Source organism: Mycobacterium sp. (assembly GCF_050701675.1).
Classification (GTDB): Bacteria; Actinomycetota; Actinomycetes; order Mycobacteriales; family Mycobacteriaceae; genus Mycobacterium.
On record NZ_JBOGDD010000612.1, the window covers coordinates 1 to 19,821 of the forward strand.

Annotated in this window: 18 protein-coding genes and 1 pseudogene; 11 read left to right on the plus strand and 8 right to left on the minus strand. The window is 66.8% G+C overall.

What is annotated here, in order from left to right; translation table 11 throughout:
- From ACRDUX_RS18795 to ACRDUX_RS18805, 3 genes and pseudogenes are all read left to right on the plus strand, one after another.
- Positions 1–203 (plus strand): annotated as a pseudogene (locus tag ACRDUX_RS18795) (nuclear transport factor 2 family protein); the annotation flags it as partial.
- Positions 200–1,330 (plus strand): acyl-CoA dehydrogenase family protein, encoded by a 1,131-nt coding sequence (locus ACRDUX_RS18800; protein ID WP_526415534.1) that lies wholly within the window; start codon positions 200–202, stop codon positions 1,328–1,330. The pseudogene ACRDUX_RS18795 and the gene ACRDUX_RS18800, both read left to right, overlap by 4 nt.
- Positions 1,327–2,142 (plus strand): acyl-CoA dehydrogenase family protein, encoded by an 816-nt coding sequence (locus ACRDUX_RS18805; RefSeq protein WP_526415535.1) that lies wholly within the window; start codon positions 1,327–1,329, stop codon positions 2,140–2,142. The genes ACRDUX_RS18800 and ACRDUX_RS18805 overlap by 4 nt, the downstream gene beginning before the upstream one ends.
- A 23-nt stretch (positions 2,143–2,165) precedes the next feature.
- On the opposite strand, the gene ACRDUX_RS18810 is transcribed toward ACRDUX_RS18805, so the two are convergent.
- Together ACRDUX_RS18810 and ACRDUX_RS18815 are read right to left on the minus strand one after the other, a co-directional pair.
- The gene (locus ACRDUX_RS18810; RefSeq protein WP_526415536.1) at positions 2,166–3,521 is read right to left on the minus strand and encodes a serine/threonine-protein kinase; all 1,356 of its coding nucleotides are present in this window, start codon (positions 3,519–3,521) and stop codon (positions 2,166–2,168) included.
- Positions 3,522–3,628: 107 nt separating this feature from the next.
- Positions 3,629–4,804 (minus strand): acyl-CoA dehydrogenase family protein, encoded by a 1,176-nt coding sequence (locus ACRDUX_RS18815; protein WP_526415537.1) that lies wholly within the window; start codon positions 4,802–4,804, stop codon positions 3,629–3,631.
- Positions 4,805–4,924: 120 nt separating this feature from the next.
- Here ACRDUX_RS18815 and ACRDUX_RS18820 point away from each other — a divergent pair, with 120 nt between their 5' ends.
- The 8 genes from ACRDUX_RS18820 (at position 4,925) to ACRDUX_RS18855 (ending at position 12,551) form a co-directional block, all read left to right on the plus strand.
- Complete coding sequence (locus ACRDUX_RS18820; protein WP_526415538.1) at positions 4,925–5,647, plus strand: TetR/AcrR family transcriptional regulator; 723 nt, start codon at positions 4,925–4,927, stop codon at positions 5,645–5,647.
- Between the two features lie 50 nt (positions 5,648–5,697).
- Entirely contained in the window at positions 5,698–6,498 is an 801-nt protein-coding gene (locus ACRDUX_RS18825) for an acyl-CoA thioesterase (RefSeq protein ID WP_526415539.1), read from the plus strand.
- Between the two features lie 187 nt (positions 6,499–6,685).
- Positions 6,686–7,522, plus strand: coding sequence for a mycofactocin-coupled SDR family oxidoreductase (locus tag ACRDUX_RS18830; RefSeq protein WP_526415540.1), 837 nt, complete (start codon positions 6,686–6,688; stop codon positions 7,520–7,522).
- A gap of 23 nt (positions 7,523–7,545) precedes the next feature.
- Positions 7,546–8,841: a hypothetical protein gene (locus ACRDUX_RS18835; protein WP_526415550.1), complete on the plus strand. Its 1,296-nt coding sequence runs from the start codon at positions 7,546–7,548 to the stop codon at positions 8,839–8,841.
- A 128-nt stretch (positions 8,842–8,969) separates the two neighbouring features.
- Complete coding sequence (locus ACRDUX_RS18840; protein ID WP_526415551.1) at positions 8,970–9,617, plus strand: ABC transporter permease; 648 nt, start codon at positions 8,970–8,972, stop codon at positions 9,615–9,617.
- Positions 9,614–10,810, plus strand: a complete 1,197-nt coding sequence (locus ACRDUX_RS18845) for an ABC transporter ATP-binding protein (protein WP_526415541.1) — start codon at positions 9,614–9,616, stop codon at positions 10,808–10,810. The genes ACRDUX_RS18840 and ACRDUX_RS18845 overlap by 4 nt, the downstream gene beginning before the upstream one ends.
- On the plus strand, positions 10,807–11,574 hold the full coding sequence (locus tag ACRDUX_RS18850) for an ABC transporter permease (RefSeq protein ID WP_526415542.1): 768 nt from the start codon (positions 10,807–10,809) through the stop codon (positions 11,572–11,574). The genes ACRDUX_RS18845 and ACRDUX_RS18850 overlap by 4 nt, the downstream gene beginning before the upstream one ends.
- The gene (locus ACRDUX_RS18855) at positions 11,574–12,551 is read left to right on the plus strand and encodes a glycine betaine ABC transporter substrate-binding protein (protein WP_526415543.1); all 978 of its coding nucleotides are present in this window, start codon (positions 11,574–11,576) and stop codon (positions 12,549–12,551) included. Before ACRDUX_RS18850 ends, ACRDUX_RS18855 begins: the two co-directional genes overlap by 1 nt.
- On the opposite strand, the gene ACRDUX_RS18860 is transcribed toward ACRDUX_RS18855, so the two are convergent.
- The 6 genes from ACRDUX_RS18860 to ACRDUX_RS18885 all read right to left on the minus strand — a co-directional run.
- Positions 12,535–13,146, minus strand: coding sequence for an HNH endonuclease signature motif containing protein (locus ACRDUX_RS18860; RefSeq protein WP_526415544.1), 612 nt, complete (start codon positions 13,144–13,146; stop codon positions 12,535–12,537). The two genes, ACRDUX_RS18855 and ACRDUX_RS18860, sit on opposite strands and share 17 nt — an antisense overlap.
- Positions 13,147–13,182: 36 nt before the next feature.
- Positions 13,183–14,202 carry a DUF222 domain-containing protein gene (locus ACRDUX_RS18865; protein ID WP_526415545.1) on the minus strand — a complete coding sequence of 340 codons (1,020 nt, stop codon included), beginning with the start codon at positions 14,200–14,202 and terminating at the stop codon, positions 13,183–13,185.
- Between the two features lie 136 nt (positions 14,203–14,338).
- Entirely contained in the window at positions 14,339–16,777 is a 2,439-nt protein-coding gene (locus ACRDUX_RS18870; RefSeq protein ID WP_526415546.1) for a CaiB/BaiF CoA-transferase family protein, read from the minus strand.
- Positions 16,778–16,780: 3 nt separating this feature from the next.
- Positions 16,781–17,737, minus strand: a complete 957-nt coding sequence (locus tag ACRDUX_RS18875; protein ID WP_526415547.1) for an enoyl-CoA hydratase/isomerase family protein — start codon at positions 17,735–17,737, stop codon at positions 16,781–16,783.
- Between the two features lie 10 nt (positions 17,738–17,747).
- Positions 17,748–18,887 (minus strand): M24 family metallopeptidase, encoded by a 1,140-nt coding sequence (locus ACRDUX_RS18880; RefSeq protein WP_526415548.1) that lies wholly within the window; start codon positions 18,885–18,887, stop codon positions 17,748–17,750.
- On the minus strand, positions 18,887–19,821 hold a 935-nt coding region (locus ACRDUX_RS18885), incomplete at its 5' end, for a M24 family metallopeptidase (protein ID WP_526415549.1). The genes ACRDUX_RS18880 and ACRDUX_RS18885, both read right to left, overlap by 1 nt.

The window sequence follows — 19,821 nt, forward strand, 5'->3', positions numbered from 1 at the left end:
GTTCCGACACCGCCACGGGCACCCAGCCACTGTGTTTCATCGAGCACTCGAAGCACGACATGCGCATCGGCTACTACAAGGACACCTACGTGCGCACCGACGCCGGCTGGCGCCTGAAAACCCGTGCCATGACGTTCATCCGGCGCAGCGGCGAGCACGACTCCGGGCGACCGCACGCGATCGGGCGGCCGGAAGCCGGATGACGGACTTCACCGACGTTTCGGACGTCGCAGAGTTCCGTTCGCAGTTGGTGGCGTGGCTCGACGAGAACGATCTGACTCCCCCGGCCGATCATTCGCTGGACGCCCACCACGAACAACACGCTAGAGTGCTCGGCGCGCTGTACGACGCCGGCTGGATGCGATGGGGCTGGCCGGTGGAAGCCGGCGGACTTGGCGGGCCGATGATCCTGCGGGCGGTCGTTGGCGAGGAGGTCGTCGGCCGCGGCCTGGACGATCCCGGTCCCTACTCGATGCTCGAGGTGCTGACACCGACGATGATCGACTACGCGCGTCCCGAGTTGTCCGCCGAGATGGTGCCCCTTCTGCTGTCAGGGCGTGAAACCTGGTGCCAGGGCTTCTCCGAACCGGGTTCCGGCAGCGATCTGGCGTCCCTGACCACCCGCGCCGAGCAGCGCGGCGATCAGTGGGTGATCAACGGGCAGAAGGTGTGGACCAGCTTCGCGCAGTACGCGACGCGGTGCATCCTGCTGACCCGCACAGGAGACCGGTCGGTGCCGAATCATCAGGCGATCACCGCGTTCTTCGTCGACATGGACAGCCCCGGCATCGACGTCCGTCCGCTGCGCACCATGCACGGCGTGGACGAGTTCTGCGAGGTGTACTTCGACGACGTCGTGGTGCCTGCCGACCGAATGCTCGGAAACCCCGGCGACGGTTGGCAACTCGCCATGGATCTGCTGCCGTATGAACGGTCGACGTGCTTCTGGCAGCGCATCGCCTACCTGTACTCGCGCTTCGACGCACTGGTCGATGACGTCAAGGGCCTCGGCCAGGCTGCCGACTCCGACATGGGCGCAACGTATCTGGCGCTGCACACGCTGCGCTGCCGGTCCAGGGCCACCCAGCACCGGCTGGCCGACGGGGACAAGCTGGGGCCGGACACGTCGATCGACAAGGTGTTGCTGGCCAGCGCCGAACAGCAGCTCTACGACACCGCACGCGATCTTCTACCGGGTGCCATCGCGCTCGACGGCACCGCCTGGCGCACCGAGTACCTGTACTCACGAGCGGCCACCATCTACGGCGGCACCGCAGAAGTGCAGCGCAACATCATCGCGCGGCGCCTTCTTGACCTCGGGAAGGAATGACCGTGGATCGCGAGTCACTCAAGCTGCTCGAAGACGCACTGCGCAAGACCATGCTGTCGATGTCGGGTGCTGAGCTGGACGCGGCGCTGGCCGATCTGGGCTGGGCCGACATGCTGTCCGACATGCCCGAGCTGGCGGTACCGCTGGTGTTCCGGCTACTTGGCGAAACTGGTTCACACGCTTCGATTCTCAACGACGTGGTGCAACAGACCGCGGACCGCGAGCTCGGCGCTACCCCGGCACTGCCGTTTGCCGGCGGCGGCTGGGTGGTGTGGGACTACGCCAAGGCGAGCGACGCTGGCACGGACGCAGAGAGCCCCACGCTCGGTGGGCTGCCGCTGCGCCGGGTGGAGGAAGGCGGGCTGCTACGGCTGGCCGATGCCCGCCGAGCACTCGGATGGTGGCTGGTCGGCAGCTCGAGGGCAATGCTCACCCTGGCCCGCCAGCATGCGCTGGACCGGGTTCAGTTCGGCCGGCCGATCGCGGCATTCCAGGCGGTCCGGCACCGGCTGGCCGAGACGCTGGTGGCCATCGAGGGCGCCGAGGCGACGCTGACTCTGCCGGGCGTGGACAACCCCGACCTGACCGCCCTGCTGGCCAAGGCCGCCGCGGGCAACGCCGCGCTGACTGCGGCCAGACACTGCCAGCAGGTGCTCGGCGGCATCGGCTTCACCGCCGAGCACGACCTGCACCGCCACGTGGAGAGGGTCCTGGTGCTCGACGGATTGCTGGGTAGCTCAAGGGAACTCACCCGCAAGGCCGGAGCGGGGCTGCGGGCCCGCGGCTCGGTGCCCCGCCTCGCGCAGCTCTGAGCCGGCTCGCAGCCCAGAACCGACTATGGCGGCCCGACCAGGTTGCCGCTCCTGACGTTCTCGCGGCACGTCGCCCTGTCCTTGCCGGTCTCCTCGACGCATACCCGCACCTGTTGCTCGATACCGGGCGAATACGTCGGGTCACCCGCGGCAGGCGTGACCGTTGGATCCGGTACCTGACCCTGATAGAGCGACCACATGACGTCGCCGGTGCTGGGCAGCTTGGCGCAGTACGCCTGCTGCCCCGTCGAGGTCTGTCCCGCGGCGCCGAGCGTCGCACAGTCGGCGCCGACCAACACGACGGGGACCACGGGCCGCTGCGGCGCACCGGCCGCCTGGGTCCCCGCGGCCGACGATGGGGCGTCGGGCCGGTGTTCGGCCCATCCGACGACGAAGTATGCGGCGATGGCGACGCCGACCACGGCCAGGACCGCCAGGGCGGCGACGGCGAGTCGCGGACGGGATCGCGGTGGGCGACCGCGGCGCGGCGACGACACCAGCGCCTGCTGGGTGGCGTCGTAGGTCCCCAACTCGTCGGCGATGGTGCCGATCCGCTCACGCAGCGCGGCGGCGAAGGCTCCGCAGTTGTCGTAGCGGTCCTCGGGCGACTTCGCCAGCGCCTTGGAGAACACCGGCCCGAGGTCGGACAGCTCGGGCCGGCGGGTCGCGATCTCCGGCGGCGGCGCGGTGAGGTGCTTGCTGATCACCACCGCCGGGTTGGCGTCCTGGAACAGCGGTGAGCCGGTGAGGAGCTGAAAGGCGGTGGCGGCCAAGGCGTACTGATCGGCCCGGCCATCGACCTTGGCCCCCATCAGTTGCTCGGGGGCGGCGTAGGCGACCGTTCCGACCGTCATGCTGGTCGCGGTCAGGCGGGTGGTGTCGTCGATGCGCCGCGCAATGCCGAAGTCAGCCAGAAGCGCACGGGGGTGTGAGTCGAGGTCCGTCAGCAAGATGTTGGCGGGCTTGACGTCTCGGTGCAGAAGCTGCTTCTGGTGCGCGTAGTCGAGCGCGCCGGCGACCTCGCTGACCAGATGCACGACGTTGTCGGGCGGCATCCCATGGCGATACCTGTCCTGCAGCAGCTGTCCGGCGTCGGTGCCCTCGACGTAGTCCATCGATATCCACAGTTGGCCGTCGACGTCGCCCCGGTCGTGGATGCCCACGATGTTCGGGTGGAAGAGCCGCGACACCATGTCTGCTTCCCGTTCGAAACGCGCACGGTATTCGTCGTCGGCGCTGACGTCCTTGCGCAGGATCTTGATGGCTTCCTGCCGGGGCAGTCGGGGATGCTCGGCGAGGTACACCTCACCCATGCCTCCGCTGCCCAGCTGCCTCAGGATGGTGTAGCCCGCGAAGGTCTGACCGGGAGTCAGGGGCATGGCTTCCTTCTACTGCGGGACGGGAACGGGTAGTCGAACGTCGGTGTCGAGTATCCATTCTGACGTGGGCAGCCGAGGGATGCAGCCACCGGGCGGTAGATGACGGTTCAGCCGCGCGGCAGGCCGAGCACTCGCTGGGCAATGATGTTGCGCTGGATCTCCGACGTGCCGCCGGCGATGGTGCCCGCGAACGACCGAATGTAGCGGTCGGCCCAGCTGCCCGCATACAGATCGAGGTTCAGCGGCACGTATCGCCCGGTCATGCCCGACTGGTCCAGCCCATCGGCCCCCCGGGCGCTCAGCGCGTGTTCGGTGGCGGACTGCACGGCGTCGGCGCCGAAGGTCTTGAGCACCGAGAGCGCGGGCACGTCCTCATCGCCGCGGGCGGCGCGAGCCAACGCCGCCGACCCGAGTAATCGGAGCGCCTGGTTGTCCATCACCAACGTCGCGTAGCGATCCCGCTCGAGGGCCGTGCCTGGGCGCCAATCGTCGATCAGGTCCTGCAAGCGGTCGGCGTAACTGAGCCACAACATGTTTCGTTCGTGACCGAGCGAGCCGCTGGCGACTCCCCAGCCCTCGTTGAGTCCGCCGACGAGATTGCCCGCAGGCACCCGGACGTCGGTGAAGAACACCTCGTTGAAGTCCAGGTCATCGCGGTCGGCAGCCGAGGCGAAGGGCCGCCGCGTCACGCCAAGCGAGTCCGTTGGTATCAGGAGAACGCTGATGCCCTGATGCTTGGCCGCGTCGGGGTCGGTGCGGACGAAGGTCAGGATGACGTCGGCGTCGTGTGCGCCGGAGGTCCACACCTTCTGACCGTTGACCACGAAGTCATGCCCGTCGCGCTCGGCGCGCGTGCGCAGCGACGCCAGGTCGGAGCCCGCTCCCGGTTCGCTCATGCCAAGCGCTGCGGTGATCTCGGCCCGCAGGATCGGCACCGCCCACCTCTGCTGCTGCTCGGACGTGCCGAAGGTGATGAGAGAGGCGGCGATGATCCCGACGCCCTGGGAGTTGAAGCTCGGCACCATCCGGCGGCGGGCCAACTCCGTCTGATGGACGTACTGCTGCATGATGCTCGCGTTGCGACCGCCGAACTCCGGCGGATTGCCCGGCACCAGCCAACCGTTGTCGAACAGCAACCGCTGCCATTCTCGAGCCCACGTTGGGACGTGCGACGAAGACCGGGGCCGCACCAGCGCGTCGGCATCGGCGGGGGCATGCTCGTCGAGAAAGACCGCGAATTCGGAGCGGAAGGTCTCGACCTCGGCATCGAACGTCAGTTGCACGGCACTCCGGAATGCGCCTTTCCCAGTAAGCCTTCTATTCATGCGTGAATGAGAATACTATTCTCATGATGAGAAAGTTACAATCTCAGACACGTCGGTCGCGAGGGGGTCTAGCGCACAATGCAGCGGCGTTCTCCGGTACAGTTCATGCATGTTCTCCCCGATCGACCCACGTCAGAGGCGTCGATGACCACCAGTCCTAGCGAAGAACCAGCCTGGAAACAGCGCGCGGTCGAACGTTCCATCAAGACCGCAAAGCTGCGTGCGGCGCAGCGGGTTCAGCGATTCTTGGACGCCGCCCAGGCCATCATCATCGAAAAGGGCAGCACGGACTTCACCGTGCAAGAGGTCGTCGACCGCTCGCGTCAGTCCCTGCGCAGCTTCTACCTGCAGTTCGATGGCAAACACGAGCTCCTGCTCGCGCTCTTCGAGGACGCGCTGAGCCGCTCCGCCGAGCAGATCCGCGCTGCCACCTCCGGTCAGGCCGACCCGCTCGAGCGCCTCAAAGTGGCCATCCAGCTGCTGTTCGAGTCCTCGCGCCCCGACCCGGCGGCAAAGCGTCCCCTGTTCACCGACTTCGCCCCGCGACTGTTGGTTTCCCACCCCTCCGAGGTCAAGGTCGCGCACGCACCACTATTGGTGCTGCTCGCCGAGCTCATGGAGGAAGCGGCGGCAGCAGGCAAACTGCGCTCGACCCTCAATCCCAAGCGCATTGCCGCCATGACGATGCAGACCGTGATGTTCGTCGCACAGTCCAGCGGATCTGAAGACATCGCCACGAAGCCGATCTCCGCCGACGAGGTCTGGGATTTCGTCTCCCACGGATTCGCCGCCGAAGACTAAATCCGAGAATTGCATTCTCGCGATAGAAGAACTGCGCTTACACTAGGTCGGTGCCCGACCTGTGGTCAGACCTGCTCGAGTGCCTGAAGTTCGACGGCGCACACTCCGAGACGCGTTTCACCGCGCACAATCAGCACCTCGAATACCACCGCGTGTTCGGTGGGCAACTCCTGGCTCAGTTCGTTCGGGCGGCGTCCCTGACCTGTCCCGACAAGTCGGTCAAGTCGCTGCACGCGGTGTTCCCACGGGAAGGTCGCGCCGACGAACCCGTCGAGTACGACGTGGTGCGCCACCACGTCGGCAGGTCCTTCGGCACGCTGTCGATCACCGCGACGCAGAGCAAGGGCCCCATCGGCACCGCATCCGTCTCCATGCACGTCGCCGAGGACGGACCGGACCGCCAGACCACGGACCCGGTGGGGCCGGTGCCCGGCCCCGAGTACGAGGTCGCGCTCGATCTCATCCCGTGGGAGACCAGGGCCGGCGACGACCTCAACGCGACGACGACCGGGCCGCCCGAGTTCGAGTTATGGATGCGGACGCCACCGGTCGACCCCGAACTGGGCCCCGCCCTTGCCGCGTACGCCACCGACCTCACCCTCATCGGGACGGCGCTTCGGCCACACGACGGACTGAGCCAACTGGGCAACGGGACGCAGTTCACCTCTGCGGTCACCACACACACCCTGTGGTTCCACCGGCCGTTCCGCACCGACCAGTGGTTGGTGCTCCGTCAACACAGCCCACTACTGGCTGGTGCCAGGAGCTTCGGCCGCGGCGACATCCTCACCCATGACGGCCTGCTCGTCGCGTCGTACGGCCAAGAAGCGCTCCTGCGAATACCGAGCTGAAGACCCGATCTGTCCCAACACAATTCAGCTGTTCCTGCGCGGTCGGCCTGAGTAGGTCGGTGCCTTCTAAGCGAAGAGTACAAACGCCTCGAAGCCATTGCGGCGTTGACACAATGGGAGCTGCGGTGACAGAGTGCTGAGCACGTGCACAGCACACCCAGTAGCGAACCAGGATTCGAGGACTCACATGGCAGGACGGGTAGAAGGCAAGGTCGCGTTCGTCACCGGTGCCGCGCGCGGACAGGGCCGCGCGCACGCGGTGCGTCTGGCGCAGGAGGGCGCGGACATCATCGCCGTCGACATCTGCAAGCAGATCGACAGCGTTCAGATTCCGTTGTCCACTCCGGAGGATCTGGCCGAGACCGCAGATCTGGTCAAGGGACTCAACCGCCAGATCTACACCGCCGAGGTCGACGTCCGCGACTACGACGCCCTGAAGACCGCAGTCGACACGGGTGTCGATCAGCTGGGCCGCCTCGACATCATCGTTGCCAATGCCGGTATCGGCAATGGCGGCCAGACGCTGGACAAGACCAGCGAAGGCGACTGGGACGACATGATCGCCGTCAACCTCAGCGGCGTCTGGAAGACGGTCAAGGCAGGCGTGCCCCACATCCTCGCGGGCGAACGCGGCGGCTCGATCATCCTGACCAGTTCGGTCGGCGGTCTGAAGGCCTACCCGCACACCGGCCACTACGTCGCGGCCAAGCACGGCGTCGTCGGCCTGATGCGGACGTTCGCCGTCGAACTGGGCGCGAAGAACATCAGGGTCAACTCGGTACACCCCACCAACGTGAACACTCCCCTGTTCATGAACGAGCCCACCATGAAGCTGTTCCGGCCGGACCTGGAGAATCCCGGCCCCGACGACATGAAGGTCGTTGGCGAGTTCATGCACACGCTGCCGATCGGGTGGGTGGAACCGGAAGACATCGCCAACGCGGTGCTGTTCCTCGCCTCCGACGAAGCCCGCTTCATCACCGGGGTCACGCTGCCCGTCGACGGTGGCAGCTGCCTGAAGTAGCGGTGGCCGCTCCGTCGCCATGGATGGTCGGCGACGGATCCGGCCTGCGTTTCCCTGCGGACGCAAACGCGCTGCGCGACGGCGGAATCCGCTTCCTCACCGAGGCGTTCCACGGCTACGGCTCGCTGCCTGCTGACAACGAGGTCATCGGCATCACCGAGTGCGAAGAGGTCGGCGGCGGTAGCACTGGGCGCAAGATGCTTCTGACGGTCGGCTACCGCACACCGGGACCGCACCGCGAACTCTTCGTCAAGTTCTCCCGCGACTTCGACGATCCCCAACGCGACCACGGCCGAACACAAATGGCGCAGGAGATCGCCTTCGCGAGGCTGTCTCGCGCGGACCGCTTCCCCGTCGCCGTCCCGACCGTCCTACTCGCCGACTACCACCGGGCATCGGGTACCGGCGTGTTGATCACCGAGCGCATCCCCTTCGGGCGCAACGGTATCGAGGTCCAGTACGACAAGTGCATGGACTACGCCATGCCAGACCAGTTGGGGCACTACCGGGCCGTGCTCAGCGCGGTGGCCAGGTTGGCGGGCACGCACGCCGCAGGCCGGATACCGAACGATCTCAGCGCGGACATGGAGCAGCTGTCGGTCGGCGAACGGCCGCTGCTGGATGCCGGCAGGCTGCACCGTCGCGTCGATCGCCTCACTGACTTCACGGACGCGTGCCCGGGCCTCTTGCCCGCCAACGTCCGGTCACCGGCGTTCCTGTCGCAGCTGCGGGCCGACCTGCCCCGGCTGCTGGAATGCGAACCTGAGGTGTGGCGGACCCTGCGGGAACGAACCGACTTCACCGCGTTGTGCCACTGGAACGCCAATGTCGACAACGCGTGGTTCTGGCGCGACACCAAAGGCGTTCTGCAGTGCGGCCTGATGGACTGGGGTTCCGTCGGGCAGATGAACGTCGCGATGGCGATCTGGGGAGCCATGTGCAGCGCCGAGACCCGACTGTGGGACCAACACCTCGTGGACCTGCTGAACCTATTCGCCGACGAGTTCCGTGCTTGCGGTGGACCGGTGCTCGACGTCGGCGTGCTTGCCAAGCACGTCGTTCTGTACGCCTCGGTCATGGGCCTGACGTGGCTGCTTGACGTGCCCGGTTACGTGCGTTCGCAAGCGCCGGATCTCACGGCCGAGTCGACGCGCATGGATCCCGCGATCAGGGACGTCGAGAGTGTCCGGTGCCGATTGCAGATGTTGACCAACGTGCTCAACCTGTGGCAGACGCACGATCTCGGCCGTCTCCTCGACGAATTCGCCTGGCGGCGCGCGCATGATTTCGCATCGAAGATCGCAGGCAGGAGGGTTTGACTTCGCGAGAACGCAATCATTGCAGTGCGCCGGGTTTCGTGATCGACTTCGCCGGGTATTGGCTGTGCGCGCCGGGATACCGCGGCCGGGATCGCCATGGATGGCGCTGAAGGGATGTGGGCCGAATGGTGGGGGCGTTGTGGACGTACGTCACCGACCACCGCTCGCAGTTGGTCTTCGACTCCTATCAGCACGTGAGTGCCGTCGTTCAAAGCGTCCTGCTCGCCACGGTCATCGGGGTGGCAGTCGGCGTCTTGACCTATCGGAATCGGCTGGCGGCGGAGCTGGCGACCGCGACCTCGAGCGTCATCCTCACCGTTCCCGCGTTCGCCCTGTTGGGTCTGTTGATCCCGCTGTTCGGTCTCGGCGTGATCCCCAGTGTCACGGCGCTGGTGTTGTATTCGCTCCTGCCGATCATCAGGAACACGATCGTCGGCCTCAACGCCGTCGATCCCGCACTGACGGACGCCGCACGCGGCATCGGCATGGGGCGGCTGGACACGCTCGCTCGAGTCGAGCTGCGTCTGGTCTGGCCCTCGATCCTCTCCGCGATGCGTCTGAGCACCCAGATGTCGATGGGCGTGCTGGCCATTGCCGCCTACGTCAAGGGTCCCGGTCTCGGCAACCTCATCTTCGCCGGGCTGGCAAGGGTCGGTAGCCCGACGGCCCTTCCGATGGCGCTGACCGGGACACTGCTGATCGTCATCTTGGCCCTGCTGCTCGATGCGGCACTCGTACTGCTCGGTCGCCTCACGACGTCGAAAGGCATTCGATGACAGAACAAACCGTTGCGAGACAACCCGTTGCGAGCGGCCCCACCGGCGTGCGCATCCAACTCGACCATGTGTCCAAGGTGTATCCGGGCTCCTCGCAGCCTGCGGTCGACGACGTCTCCCTGGACATCCCGGCCGGCGAGATCGTCGTCTTCGTCGGTCCGTCGGGGTGTGGCAAGACCACCACGATGCGGATGATCAACCGCCTCAGCGAGCCGACGTCGGGCAAGATCCTGATCGGCGACGACGATGCGCTCTCGATCAAACCCACCGACCTTCGTCGCTCCATCGGTTACTCGATCCAGCAGGCCGGCCTGTTCCCGCACATGACGATTCGGCAGAACGTCGGGCTGGTGCCTGGCCTGCTCAAGTGGGACCGCAAGAAGATCGAAGACCGCGTCGACGTGCTGCTGGACCTCGTCGGGCTCGATCCCGGCCAGTACTCCGACCGCTATCCGCGGCAGCTTTCCGGCGGCCAGCAGCAACGCGTCGGTGTGGCCCGTGCGCTCGCGGCCGACCCTCCCGTGCTGCTGATGGACGAGCCCTTCGGCGCCGTCGATCCAATCACCCGCAGCTCGCTGCAGGACGAACTGCTGCGCCTGCAAACCGAACTGGGCAAGACCATCGTCTTCGTGACCCACGACTTCGGTGAGGCGGTCAAACTGGGTGACCGCATCGCCGTTCTTGGCCAGAAGTCGGCGGTGCTCCAGTACGACACCCCACAGGCGATTCTCGCGAGCCCGGCCGATGACACCGTCGCGGGGTTCGTCGGCTCGGGAGCATCGTTGCGCCAGCTCGGCCTACTGCGCGTCAAGGACGTGGAGCTGCGAGAGCATCCGGCGGCTCACATCGCCGACACCGTGGAGAGTGCGCGAAGCCAATTGGCGGGCAGCGGATTCGACTGGCTGGTGATACTCGATTCGCGCGACCGCCCGGTGAGCTGGGTGCGCGAGAGCAAGCTTGCCCATGCGACCGACCTGGCCAGTGTCGCCGAGTCTCTCGACGTCGTCAGCACGCAGTCGACGCTGGAGGACGCGCTGGAGGCCATCCTGGCCGAGAGTCACGCCTCAGCCGTCGTCGCCGGACCCGGCAGCCGTTACGCGGGTGTCGTGACGCTGGAGACCCTCATCGAGGCCGTCACCCATGTTCGCGCGGAGGCGAACTCGGAACCACCTGCCGGCGAGGGCATTCCGTGACCGCGGCCGTCGACACCTCGGCGCCGAAGAAGTCGCGGGCCGATCAACTCCGACTGTTGATCCAGCCCGTGCTGGTCCTGATCGTCGGGGCGGCCGTGGTCTTCTGGGCCTTCGACCGTGACCTCACCGCGACGCAGAAGGAGAACATCAACGCCGCGAACGTGGCGCTGCTGATCTGGCAGCACCTGTTGATCACCGCCGCCGTCACGGCGATCGTGCTCGCGGTCGGCGTCCCACTCGGCGTACTGGTGACACGGCCAGGGGCGAAGCGGTTGCGGCCGTTGGTCATCGGCATCGCCAACGTCGGCCAGGCCGCACCCGCCATCGGTCTTCTGGTGCTGCTCTTCTTGCTCACGGCCAAGACCGGCTTCTGGATCGGGGTGCTTCCGATCGCGCTGTACTCCCTGCTTCCGGTGCTCTCCAGCACCATTCTCGGCATCAGTGAGGTCGACCGGTCGTTGATCGACGCAGGCAACGGGCAGGGGATGTCCCGAAGCGCGCTTCTGCTGAGAGTCGAACTGCCGCTGGCGGTTCCGTACATCCTGGCAGGCCTGCGGACGTCGCTGGTGTTGGCGGTGGGGACTGCGACGCTGTCGTTCCTGGTCAATGCGGGCGGACTGGGCATTCTGATCGACACCGGTTACAAACTGCAGGACGACGTCACGTTGATCCTCGGTAGCGTTCTCGCCGTGTGCCTGGCACTACTGGTCGACTGGCTCGGCGGTCTGGCCGAGTTCTACCTGGGGCCCAAGGGACTTCGCTGATGCAACGACTTCTGCGCGGCGTGCTCGCCATCCTGTGCGCGGTCAGCCTGGTGGCCTGCGGGCTCGGCTCCGGCGGTACCGTGCCGCTGCGGGTGGGGCCCGGCTCGATCAAGCCCACTCCCGGGTTGGAGGGCGTGAAGATCACCGTCGGCTCGAAGGAGTACACCGAGCAGGTCATCCTCGGCTACATCCTGGAGTACACGCTGTCGGCGGCAGGCGCGGACGTCCGCGACTTGACCGGCATCGTCGGCTCCCGCAGCACCCGCGGTGCGCAGTTGACCGACCAGGTTGACGTCGCCTACGAGTTCACCGGCAACGCCTGGATCAACTATCTCGGTCACGAGAAGCCGATTCCAGACACCCGCAAGCAGTTCGAGTCGGTCCGTGACGAGGACCTGGCCCAGAACGACATGGTGTGGCTCGACCCCGGACCGATGGACGACACGTATGCGCTGGCCGCCAGCAAGGCCGTCGTGGAGCGCACCGGAGTGCACACGCTGTCGCAGTACGCCGATCTGGTCGAGCGCGATCCCGCCGCCGCCAAGACCTGTGTCGACACCGAATTCCGGGCTCGCCAGGACGGCTACCCAGGGATGGCCGCCGCGTACGGTTTCGACCCGGCGCGTGCGCAGACGCCGATCCTTCAGGTGGGCATCATCTACCAGGCCACCGCCGACGCCACGGAGTGCGACTTCGGCGAGGTGTTCACCACCGACGGACGCATTGCGGCGCTGGACCTTACGGTGTTGGAGGATGACAAGCAGTTCTTCGCACACTACAACCCGTCGGTGACCATGAAGCGCTCCTTCTTCGAAGCCCATCCCGAGATCGCTCAGGTGACGGCGCCGGTGACCGCGGCTCTCACGAACGACGTCATCATCGAGCTCAACAAGCAGGTCGACGTCGAAGGCAAGGACCCGAGCATCGTCGCGCGCGACTGGATGGTCGCCCAGGGCTTCATCACCGCTGCGTCGTAGCGACTGGGCTCGCCCGTTCGGCTTCGGCTTCGTTGAGCCTGCGTTCGTAGTGGATGCGGCGAGCCCGGTCCTCGGCTCGGGTGGTCTTGCGGCGCGGCATCCTCAATCCGGAGGCGTGCGTAGGCGGCACGGCGGTCGCTTGGGCCGGTGCGGTGGGTGCGCAGAGTTCCGGGAACAGCAGCCGGCTCCCTGGTGTGGTGGTGTGCGTCCGCCCATCCGGAGCCGTCCAGATGACCGCACCGTCGGGGAGCTGTCGGTCCCGCCACCCGCCCTCGCCGACCCAGAACGTCTTGAGCAAATGATGTCCGCGGCAAAGGCACTTGAGATTCGATGCGCACGTTGGTCCATACGGCCATGGAATCGTATGGTCCACATCGCAATTGGTGGCAGGTTCCCTGCAGCCGGGAAAGCGGCACGTCTGGTCGCGGCAGCGCACGAAGTCGGCCAGCTTCTTCGACGGTCTGTAGTGCGGTCCCGGCGGCGCCTGGCCGGGGTGGATGATCTTGACGAGGGTGGCGTTGAGCGCCGCGCGGCGGGTGATCGCGCCGGGCAGGAGCGGCCCACCCAGGATGGTCCCTGGCCGGATGGTGCTCAAATCGCCCGGGTGCGGGAGCAGTTGCCTCGGCCCAGGTCAGCTCGTTGTGGGGTTTGCGGTACATCTCGGGTCCAAGGCCATCGAGTCCGGCGTACTCGTCTTCGGCAGTGTCGGAATCCTCGATGGCAGACGGTGATTCCGGTGGGCAGGACTCGTCGGGCGCGTCCAGAGTGTCGGGACGTTCGGGTTCGGAGGGCTCACCAGGCTCGGGAACAGCGGGGGCGGCTCGGGAGCAGGCGGGGCGGGACCACTCACGGTGTCGGCGTGAGCGACGACGTAGATCACCACCCCGGTTGTCGGTGCATTCTCACCGGCCGGGCAGTCCTCGAGACCACACAGGCAGGCCAATCGCTCCTCACCGCGGGCCAACGGCCCCACCGCGTCCGCGCGGCGCTGATCCTTAGTCCGCGGATCGCTGGGGCACACAGTGGCGGCGAAGGCATCCGCGCGCTTGTCCAAGGCCAGGGCATCGGCGGCGAACAACGTGCCGAACATCTCGGCCACCCCGGTGGCGTCGTCGATCACGACGTCCAAGCAGCGGGACTTGGCGCGGGCCTGAGTGCGCCGCAACGCATGCGGATCCACCTCTTCGACGAGAGCGTCGATGGCCTGCTCGGCCCTGTCCACCGACATCGGCCCCCACGACGTCAACGCCTCGGCCAACGCGCAATCCAGCGCGCGCTGAGCCTCGGGGTCGGCGACATTGACGCTGCGCGCCACGATCGCCTTGACCATCCGGAAGTCGATCAGCCCGTCCAGGAACAGCGCCAGCGTCTTGGGAAGGCGGTCGCGCAGCGCCACCCCGACCAACAACATGCTCGAGGCGATGCCGTTGGTGAAGCGTTGCGCCGCGCCAATGTGGGAGCAGACCGCCGACCAGTTGTCCAGGCACCACTGATCACGATCAACCGCCCCCGAGGCGGCATGGACCGCGTCGAGCATCGACACCATCACCGTCACACGGCGGGCACACGCCGCAGACTCCACCCGAGTCCACGCATCCAACGCAGCGCCGCCGGAGGTACCGGACGTTCCGGCCACGAGATCGTCGAACATGCCTCGAATCTATAAACGGCATCCGACAATTCCCACCCATGAAACGCCAGGATGTGGATGAATCACGGACTGTGGACAACCCCGCCACCACGGCCGAAAGTGTTGGTGCCACAGGCTAACAGGGCGTCGGCGCGAACTAGCGGCTCGCCTTCCGCCGCCCGCCGGTCGCGGGCGCGGTGCCGATGACGCCGTCCTCCTCGAGAGCCAGGATCTCGTCGTCCGCCAGGCCGAGCTCGCTGAGCAGTTCGTGGTTGTGCTGGCCGAGTAGCGGGGCCGGCTGGCGGTGGAAGTGGTCGGGACCATTGGACAGGTTCACCGGCAGCGTGCTGTGCGGCGCTGCGACGTTCACCGGATGGCCGACCTGTTCGAAGAACCTCCGGTGCCGAAGCTGCGGCAGCTCGGCCTGACGGTGCGGCTGCATCACCTTGGCCACCGGAACACCTGCGGTCCAGAGTATTTCGACGATCCCTTCGCTGCTCTGCGGCAGACACCATGCCGCGAGGCGCTCGTCGACGAGGTCGTGACGCGCCCGCCGTCCGGCTGCCTCCGACAACGCGGGGTCCGTGGCCCACTCCGGCCGCCCGATGGCGTCCCGCAATGCCGCCCATTGGTCATCGGTGGTGACCGCGATGGCGACCCAGCAGTCGTCACGCCCGAACTCGTCGACGTCCGCGCTTCGATACAGGTTCTGGGGCGCGGCCACTGGCCCGCGATTTCCGTTGCGCTGCAACAGCGACCCGTACGCCGAGTGTTCGATGACCTGCTCGGCCGCGATGTTGAGCGCCGCGTCCACCATGGCGGCCTCGACGAGCACGCCCTCTCCGGTCCGCCTGCGGTGCTCCAGCGCCAGCAGTAGTGCGTTGAGAGCGTGCACACCCGCGTTCGGATCCCCCACCGAGTACGGTTCGTACGGATTGCGGTCGGGATAGCCGGTCAGCCAGCTCAGTCCGGAAGCATCCTCGATGATGTAGGCGAACGCGGGGTTGTCCCGCCACGGTCCATCCAGCCCGAACCCGGGCATCCGCAACATGATCGCGTCGGGACGGAGCTTCAGAACCGACGCGAAGTCCAGTCCGATCTGGTCGATCACCCGCGGGGTGAAGTTCTCCACGATGACGTCGAACTCCGGAACGAACCGGTGCAGCAGCTCGCGGCCGCGCTCGGTCTGGAAGTTCAGCGTCAGGCTCTTCTTGTTGGTGTTGAGCGCCGAGAAGATCGGTGACTTCTCCCACCACTGGTCCTCGGTCGCGGGGATGCCTGCGATGAGTCGCGTGCCGTCCGGGCGGGGCGTGGACTCCAAGTGGATCACGTCAGCGCCGAGCATCGCCAGCGCGTGAGTACAGGACGGCCCTGCCCAGAACGTCGTCATGTCCAGCACGCGAAGTCCACTCAGCGGCAACCGATCACGGCGCGGCTCACCACTAGGAACCGGCCTTGGCGCCAGCGCTGCGCCACGGTAGGCAGCCGTGTGCTCGCCGAGGCGCGGCGCCGGTGCGGGTGGCCGCAGGACGACTCCGCTGAGCCGATAGGGGTGGCTGGGCTGAGTGAAGCCGTCTCGCGGATTCGTCGTGAATGCGCCGCGTTCGACGTAGTGGTCCATCGACGTGACGTTCTCGCCGTTGCCCACTGGCGAGTTGGGGATGCGGAACGCCGAGGCGAGGTCGCGGACGTCGTCGACGTTCTGGTCGCGCAGCCACTCGTAGAGTTCCTCGGCGTGAAGATTGGCTTGCTCGGTGATCGTGAGTTGCGTGCCCTCGTCGATCCATTCGTCGTGACCCGACATCGCGCAGAGGTCGTGCCACTGCTGGGCGGTCCCGCATCCGAGCGCCACCAGGCCGTCGGCGGCCTGCGCCACTCCCGGCACCGTGGGCTTGCGCTCGGTGCGCCACGGCCTGCCGAGCATGTCGAAGAACGTCACGGGATAGTAGGTGAGGCAGAGGATCTGGGTCTCCAGCATCGACAGGTCGACGAGTTCCCCGTGCCCGTCACGCAGACTGCGGGCGCGAAACGCCAACGTCATCGCGGCGGCATAGGCGCCGGAGACCCAGTCCCCCACCTGACCGCCGACGTGGACCGGAGCCCTGTCCTGCGAACCGCGTCCGATGCCGATCGCCCCGCCGGACCACGCCTGCAGGGTGAACTCGGTCGCGGGCCGGTCCCGCCACGGGCCGTCGAGCCCAAACGGCGTGATGGCCGTGACGATCAGGTGTGGATACCGCTGCCGGATCGCCGACGGAGCGAGGGCGTCGAGCCCGGCCAGTCGCGAGCCTCTGGACCAAAGGACCACGTCCGCCGATGCCAACAGGCGCTCAAGGAGTTCGAGATCGTCCGCGTCCTCGGGATCTGCGACCACGCTGCGTTTCGAGCAGGCGAGGAAGCTGAACAGCGCGCCGTCGTCTCCCGATTCGATGGTCGCGCCCGACGCCGACCAGCTGCGTAGCGAGTCACCCTCGGGGGTCTCGACTTTGACGACGTCGGCCCCGCCGTCAGCGAGGATCTTGGTGGCGTAAGCCCCAGGGATCCCGCTCGACAGGTCGACGACGACACACCCGCGGAGCGGGGTGGCCGACTCCACCGGTTAGTCCTTCTTCTTTCGGTTCTTCTTGCTGAGCCGGAAGTCGGGCGGGAACTTGCTGTCGTTGTCGTTGACCGCGGCGGCCAGCCCGCTGTCGATGGACTCGTTCATGTCCAGGTCGTCGACGCTGTCAGCGGTGACGCCACTGCCCATGGACTCGAAGAACGCGCTCAGCAGGCTGCCCATGTACTCACCCTGGTGCTGCTTGTAGATCTCGAAGAACACCTTCTGCATGTAGACGGTGTCGACGGGACGGTTGCGGGCGCACGCCAGCGCGTACTTCGCGGTCTCCGCCTCGAGATCGTCGCGCGCGACCACCTTGTTGAGGAAGTTGCACTTCTCCATGTCCTCGGCGGTGAAGGGCCTTCCGGTGAAGACCATCTCCTGGAATTTGCGAAGACCCATCATCTGAACCCACGTCCACATCCGCGGGCCCCACCCGTAGTACCGGAAGGAGGGATGGCCGAAGAGTGCGTCGTCGGAGGAGATCACCAGATCGGCGTCGGCACACTGGTAGAAGTGCCAGCCGTAGCAGTACCCCTTGGCCTCGACGATGCTGATCTTCTTGAGCTCCTGCAGCGGACGGTTGCCCGCCTGGACGTTGGCGTACCACCCGCTGATGGTGGCGCCGTTGCGGAACGAACCCTTCGGCGGGTACTCGACGCCCATGCCATCGACCTTGAGTTCGCGCAGTCGCTTCTCGGGTTCGTCGACGCCCTCCATGAACTCGGGCAGGTCGGCGCCGCTGCCGAGGTTGTCACCGACCCCGCGGATCACCACGACCTTCACGTCATTGTCGACGGACGCCGCACGCACCACGTCCGCATAGCGCAGCCGGGCATCCGACGTCGGCGCGTTGAGGAACTCCGGCCGGTCGAACGTGATGGTCGCGATCTTGGTCTTGGGATCCTTCTCGTAGCGGATGATGTCCTCGGCCGATGGCCTCTTGTTCTTCGACATCAGCTGTTCCTCAGCCCATTCCGGCCGCGGCGTGGGTACTGAACGAAGGACTTGCCGTCAGCACTTCGGGCCCTTGATCGGTGATGAGCACCGCGTCGCGGGTGAAGACGCCACCGACACCCTCTTCCCAGACGTAGCCGGTGACGGCCAGAACGAGGCCGGGGTCGAGCCGTTCGGATGCCGCGGTGGCGGGAAGGTGCTGCGAGACGACCGGCGAGTCGAACCCGAGGCCGAGGCCGTGCGCGACGGGCATCGGAGGCAACGGCTCACCGGCGGCATCGTAGGCCGCCAACAGGTCGGCGGCTGCGGCACCGGGTCGACAGGCCGCAACGAGTCTGTCCCACAGGTTGTTCGAGCGTCGGTACAGCTTGTCCGCACCGTCGACGTCACCGACTGGCCAGGTGCGACCAACTTCGCCGACATATCCGTCGGCGAGCGAACCCGCGGCGAAGGCCACCAGATCGCCGGATTCGATGCGCCCGCCGGTTCGATCCCGCCGCCACGGATGCGTGCGCGAAGTCACCCATGCGCCATCCTGGGTGGCCGACGTGCTCACGCCGCCCGCCGCCATCGCCTCGAGCATCGCGCCGGTCAGTGCGTGCTCGGTGACGCTGGTCGACAGCTCGGAAACCGCTGCCGCGAGCCCATTCTCGGCGACCCGCAAGGCAGCGGACAATGCGGTGACCTCGGCTGCCGACTTGATCCGCCGTGCGGTGCGCATGGCGAGCTCACCGTCGACCAACTCGGCGTTCGGGAAGGCCATCGGGAGCAGCTGCCCGAACGTCGGTGACAGCGCGTCGGTTCCGACGCGACGGGCCGTGGCGGCGCCGTCGATGTTCTTCAGCACCTCGATGAGAGTCATCGGGTTCCACGCCAGGCCGTACAGATGGTCGTGGTCGATCTCCTCGGGCATGCCCTCGTCCCACGTACTGTTCAGATGGATCTCACCGGTGGCACGGACTACGACGCAGATTGGGGCGAAGGGCCGTGTCCCCGCGACCCAGAGTTGCGGCGCACCCGTCACGTAGCGGATGTTGGCCTGGCGCCCGAGTACCAGCACGTCGAGATCGTGCTCGGCCATCTGGGCCAGCGCGCGTTCGCGCCTGCCGGTGCGGAGCGCTCGATCGTCCGCCAGGATCTCGAGCGCCATCAGATGTCTCCGTACGGCGCGTAGGGATAGTCGGTGATCGAGCTGTTCCCGTCCTCGGTGATGACCACGATCTCCTCGCTTCGATATCCGCCGGTGCCGTCCTCCCAGACGACCGGCTCCAACACCAGCACCATGCCGGCGGGGAAGACGAAGTTGTCGTCGAACTCCTCGCCGAGATCGGTACCGATCATGGGCATCTCTGCGGCGTTCGTGCCGATGCTGTGCCCAAGGTAGAAGTGCGGCAGCCACGGTTTGTGACCACCGGCCGCGGCGATCGCGGCCCTGGCCAGATCGCCCGACGTCGCCCCCGCCTTGGTGACCGCCAGCACCGCGTCGAGAATGTGGCGCCACTGCCGGAACTGGTCCTGCTGACGTTCGGTGGGTTCCTCCCCCACCAACCACGTCCGGCCCATGTCCGAGCAGTACCCCTCGTAGGTGATGCTGACGTCGGTCCAGAGCACGTCGCCCTTCACGAGCTCTCGCTCGGTGGTCAGCAGCGGCAGCGCCAGATCACCGGTGGTGGTCCAGACCCCCTCGGCTCTCGAGTTCGGCATCACCTGCCATATCGCCTCGAGCATGTTCGCCGTGGCGCCCAGTTCGAATGCCCGCCTGACGAATTGCGCCGAGAGGTCGATCTGCCGCACCCCTGGCGCCAGCGCCTGCTGCACCTCGGCCGCCGCCTGTTCGGTGATCCGGCACGCCTTGCGAATGCAGGAGATCTGATCGAGCGTCTTCACCAGCTTGGCGGGCCCGACGACCAGAGCCGCATCCGACGGCGGGCCCCCGGGGAACAGTCGGCCCGCGGCGCGGCGCATGGCGCCCGTCATCTCGTCCACCGCAATCGTGCCGCGCCGCGGAACGAGGTCGGCGAGAACCTTGGCGAAATGCTCGACGCCCTCGTCGATTTCGACGTACAGCGGACCGTGAACGTGAT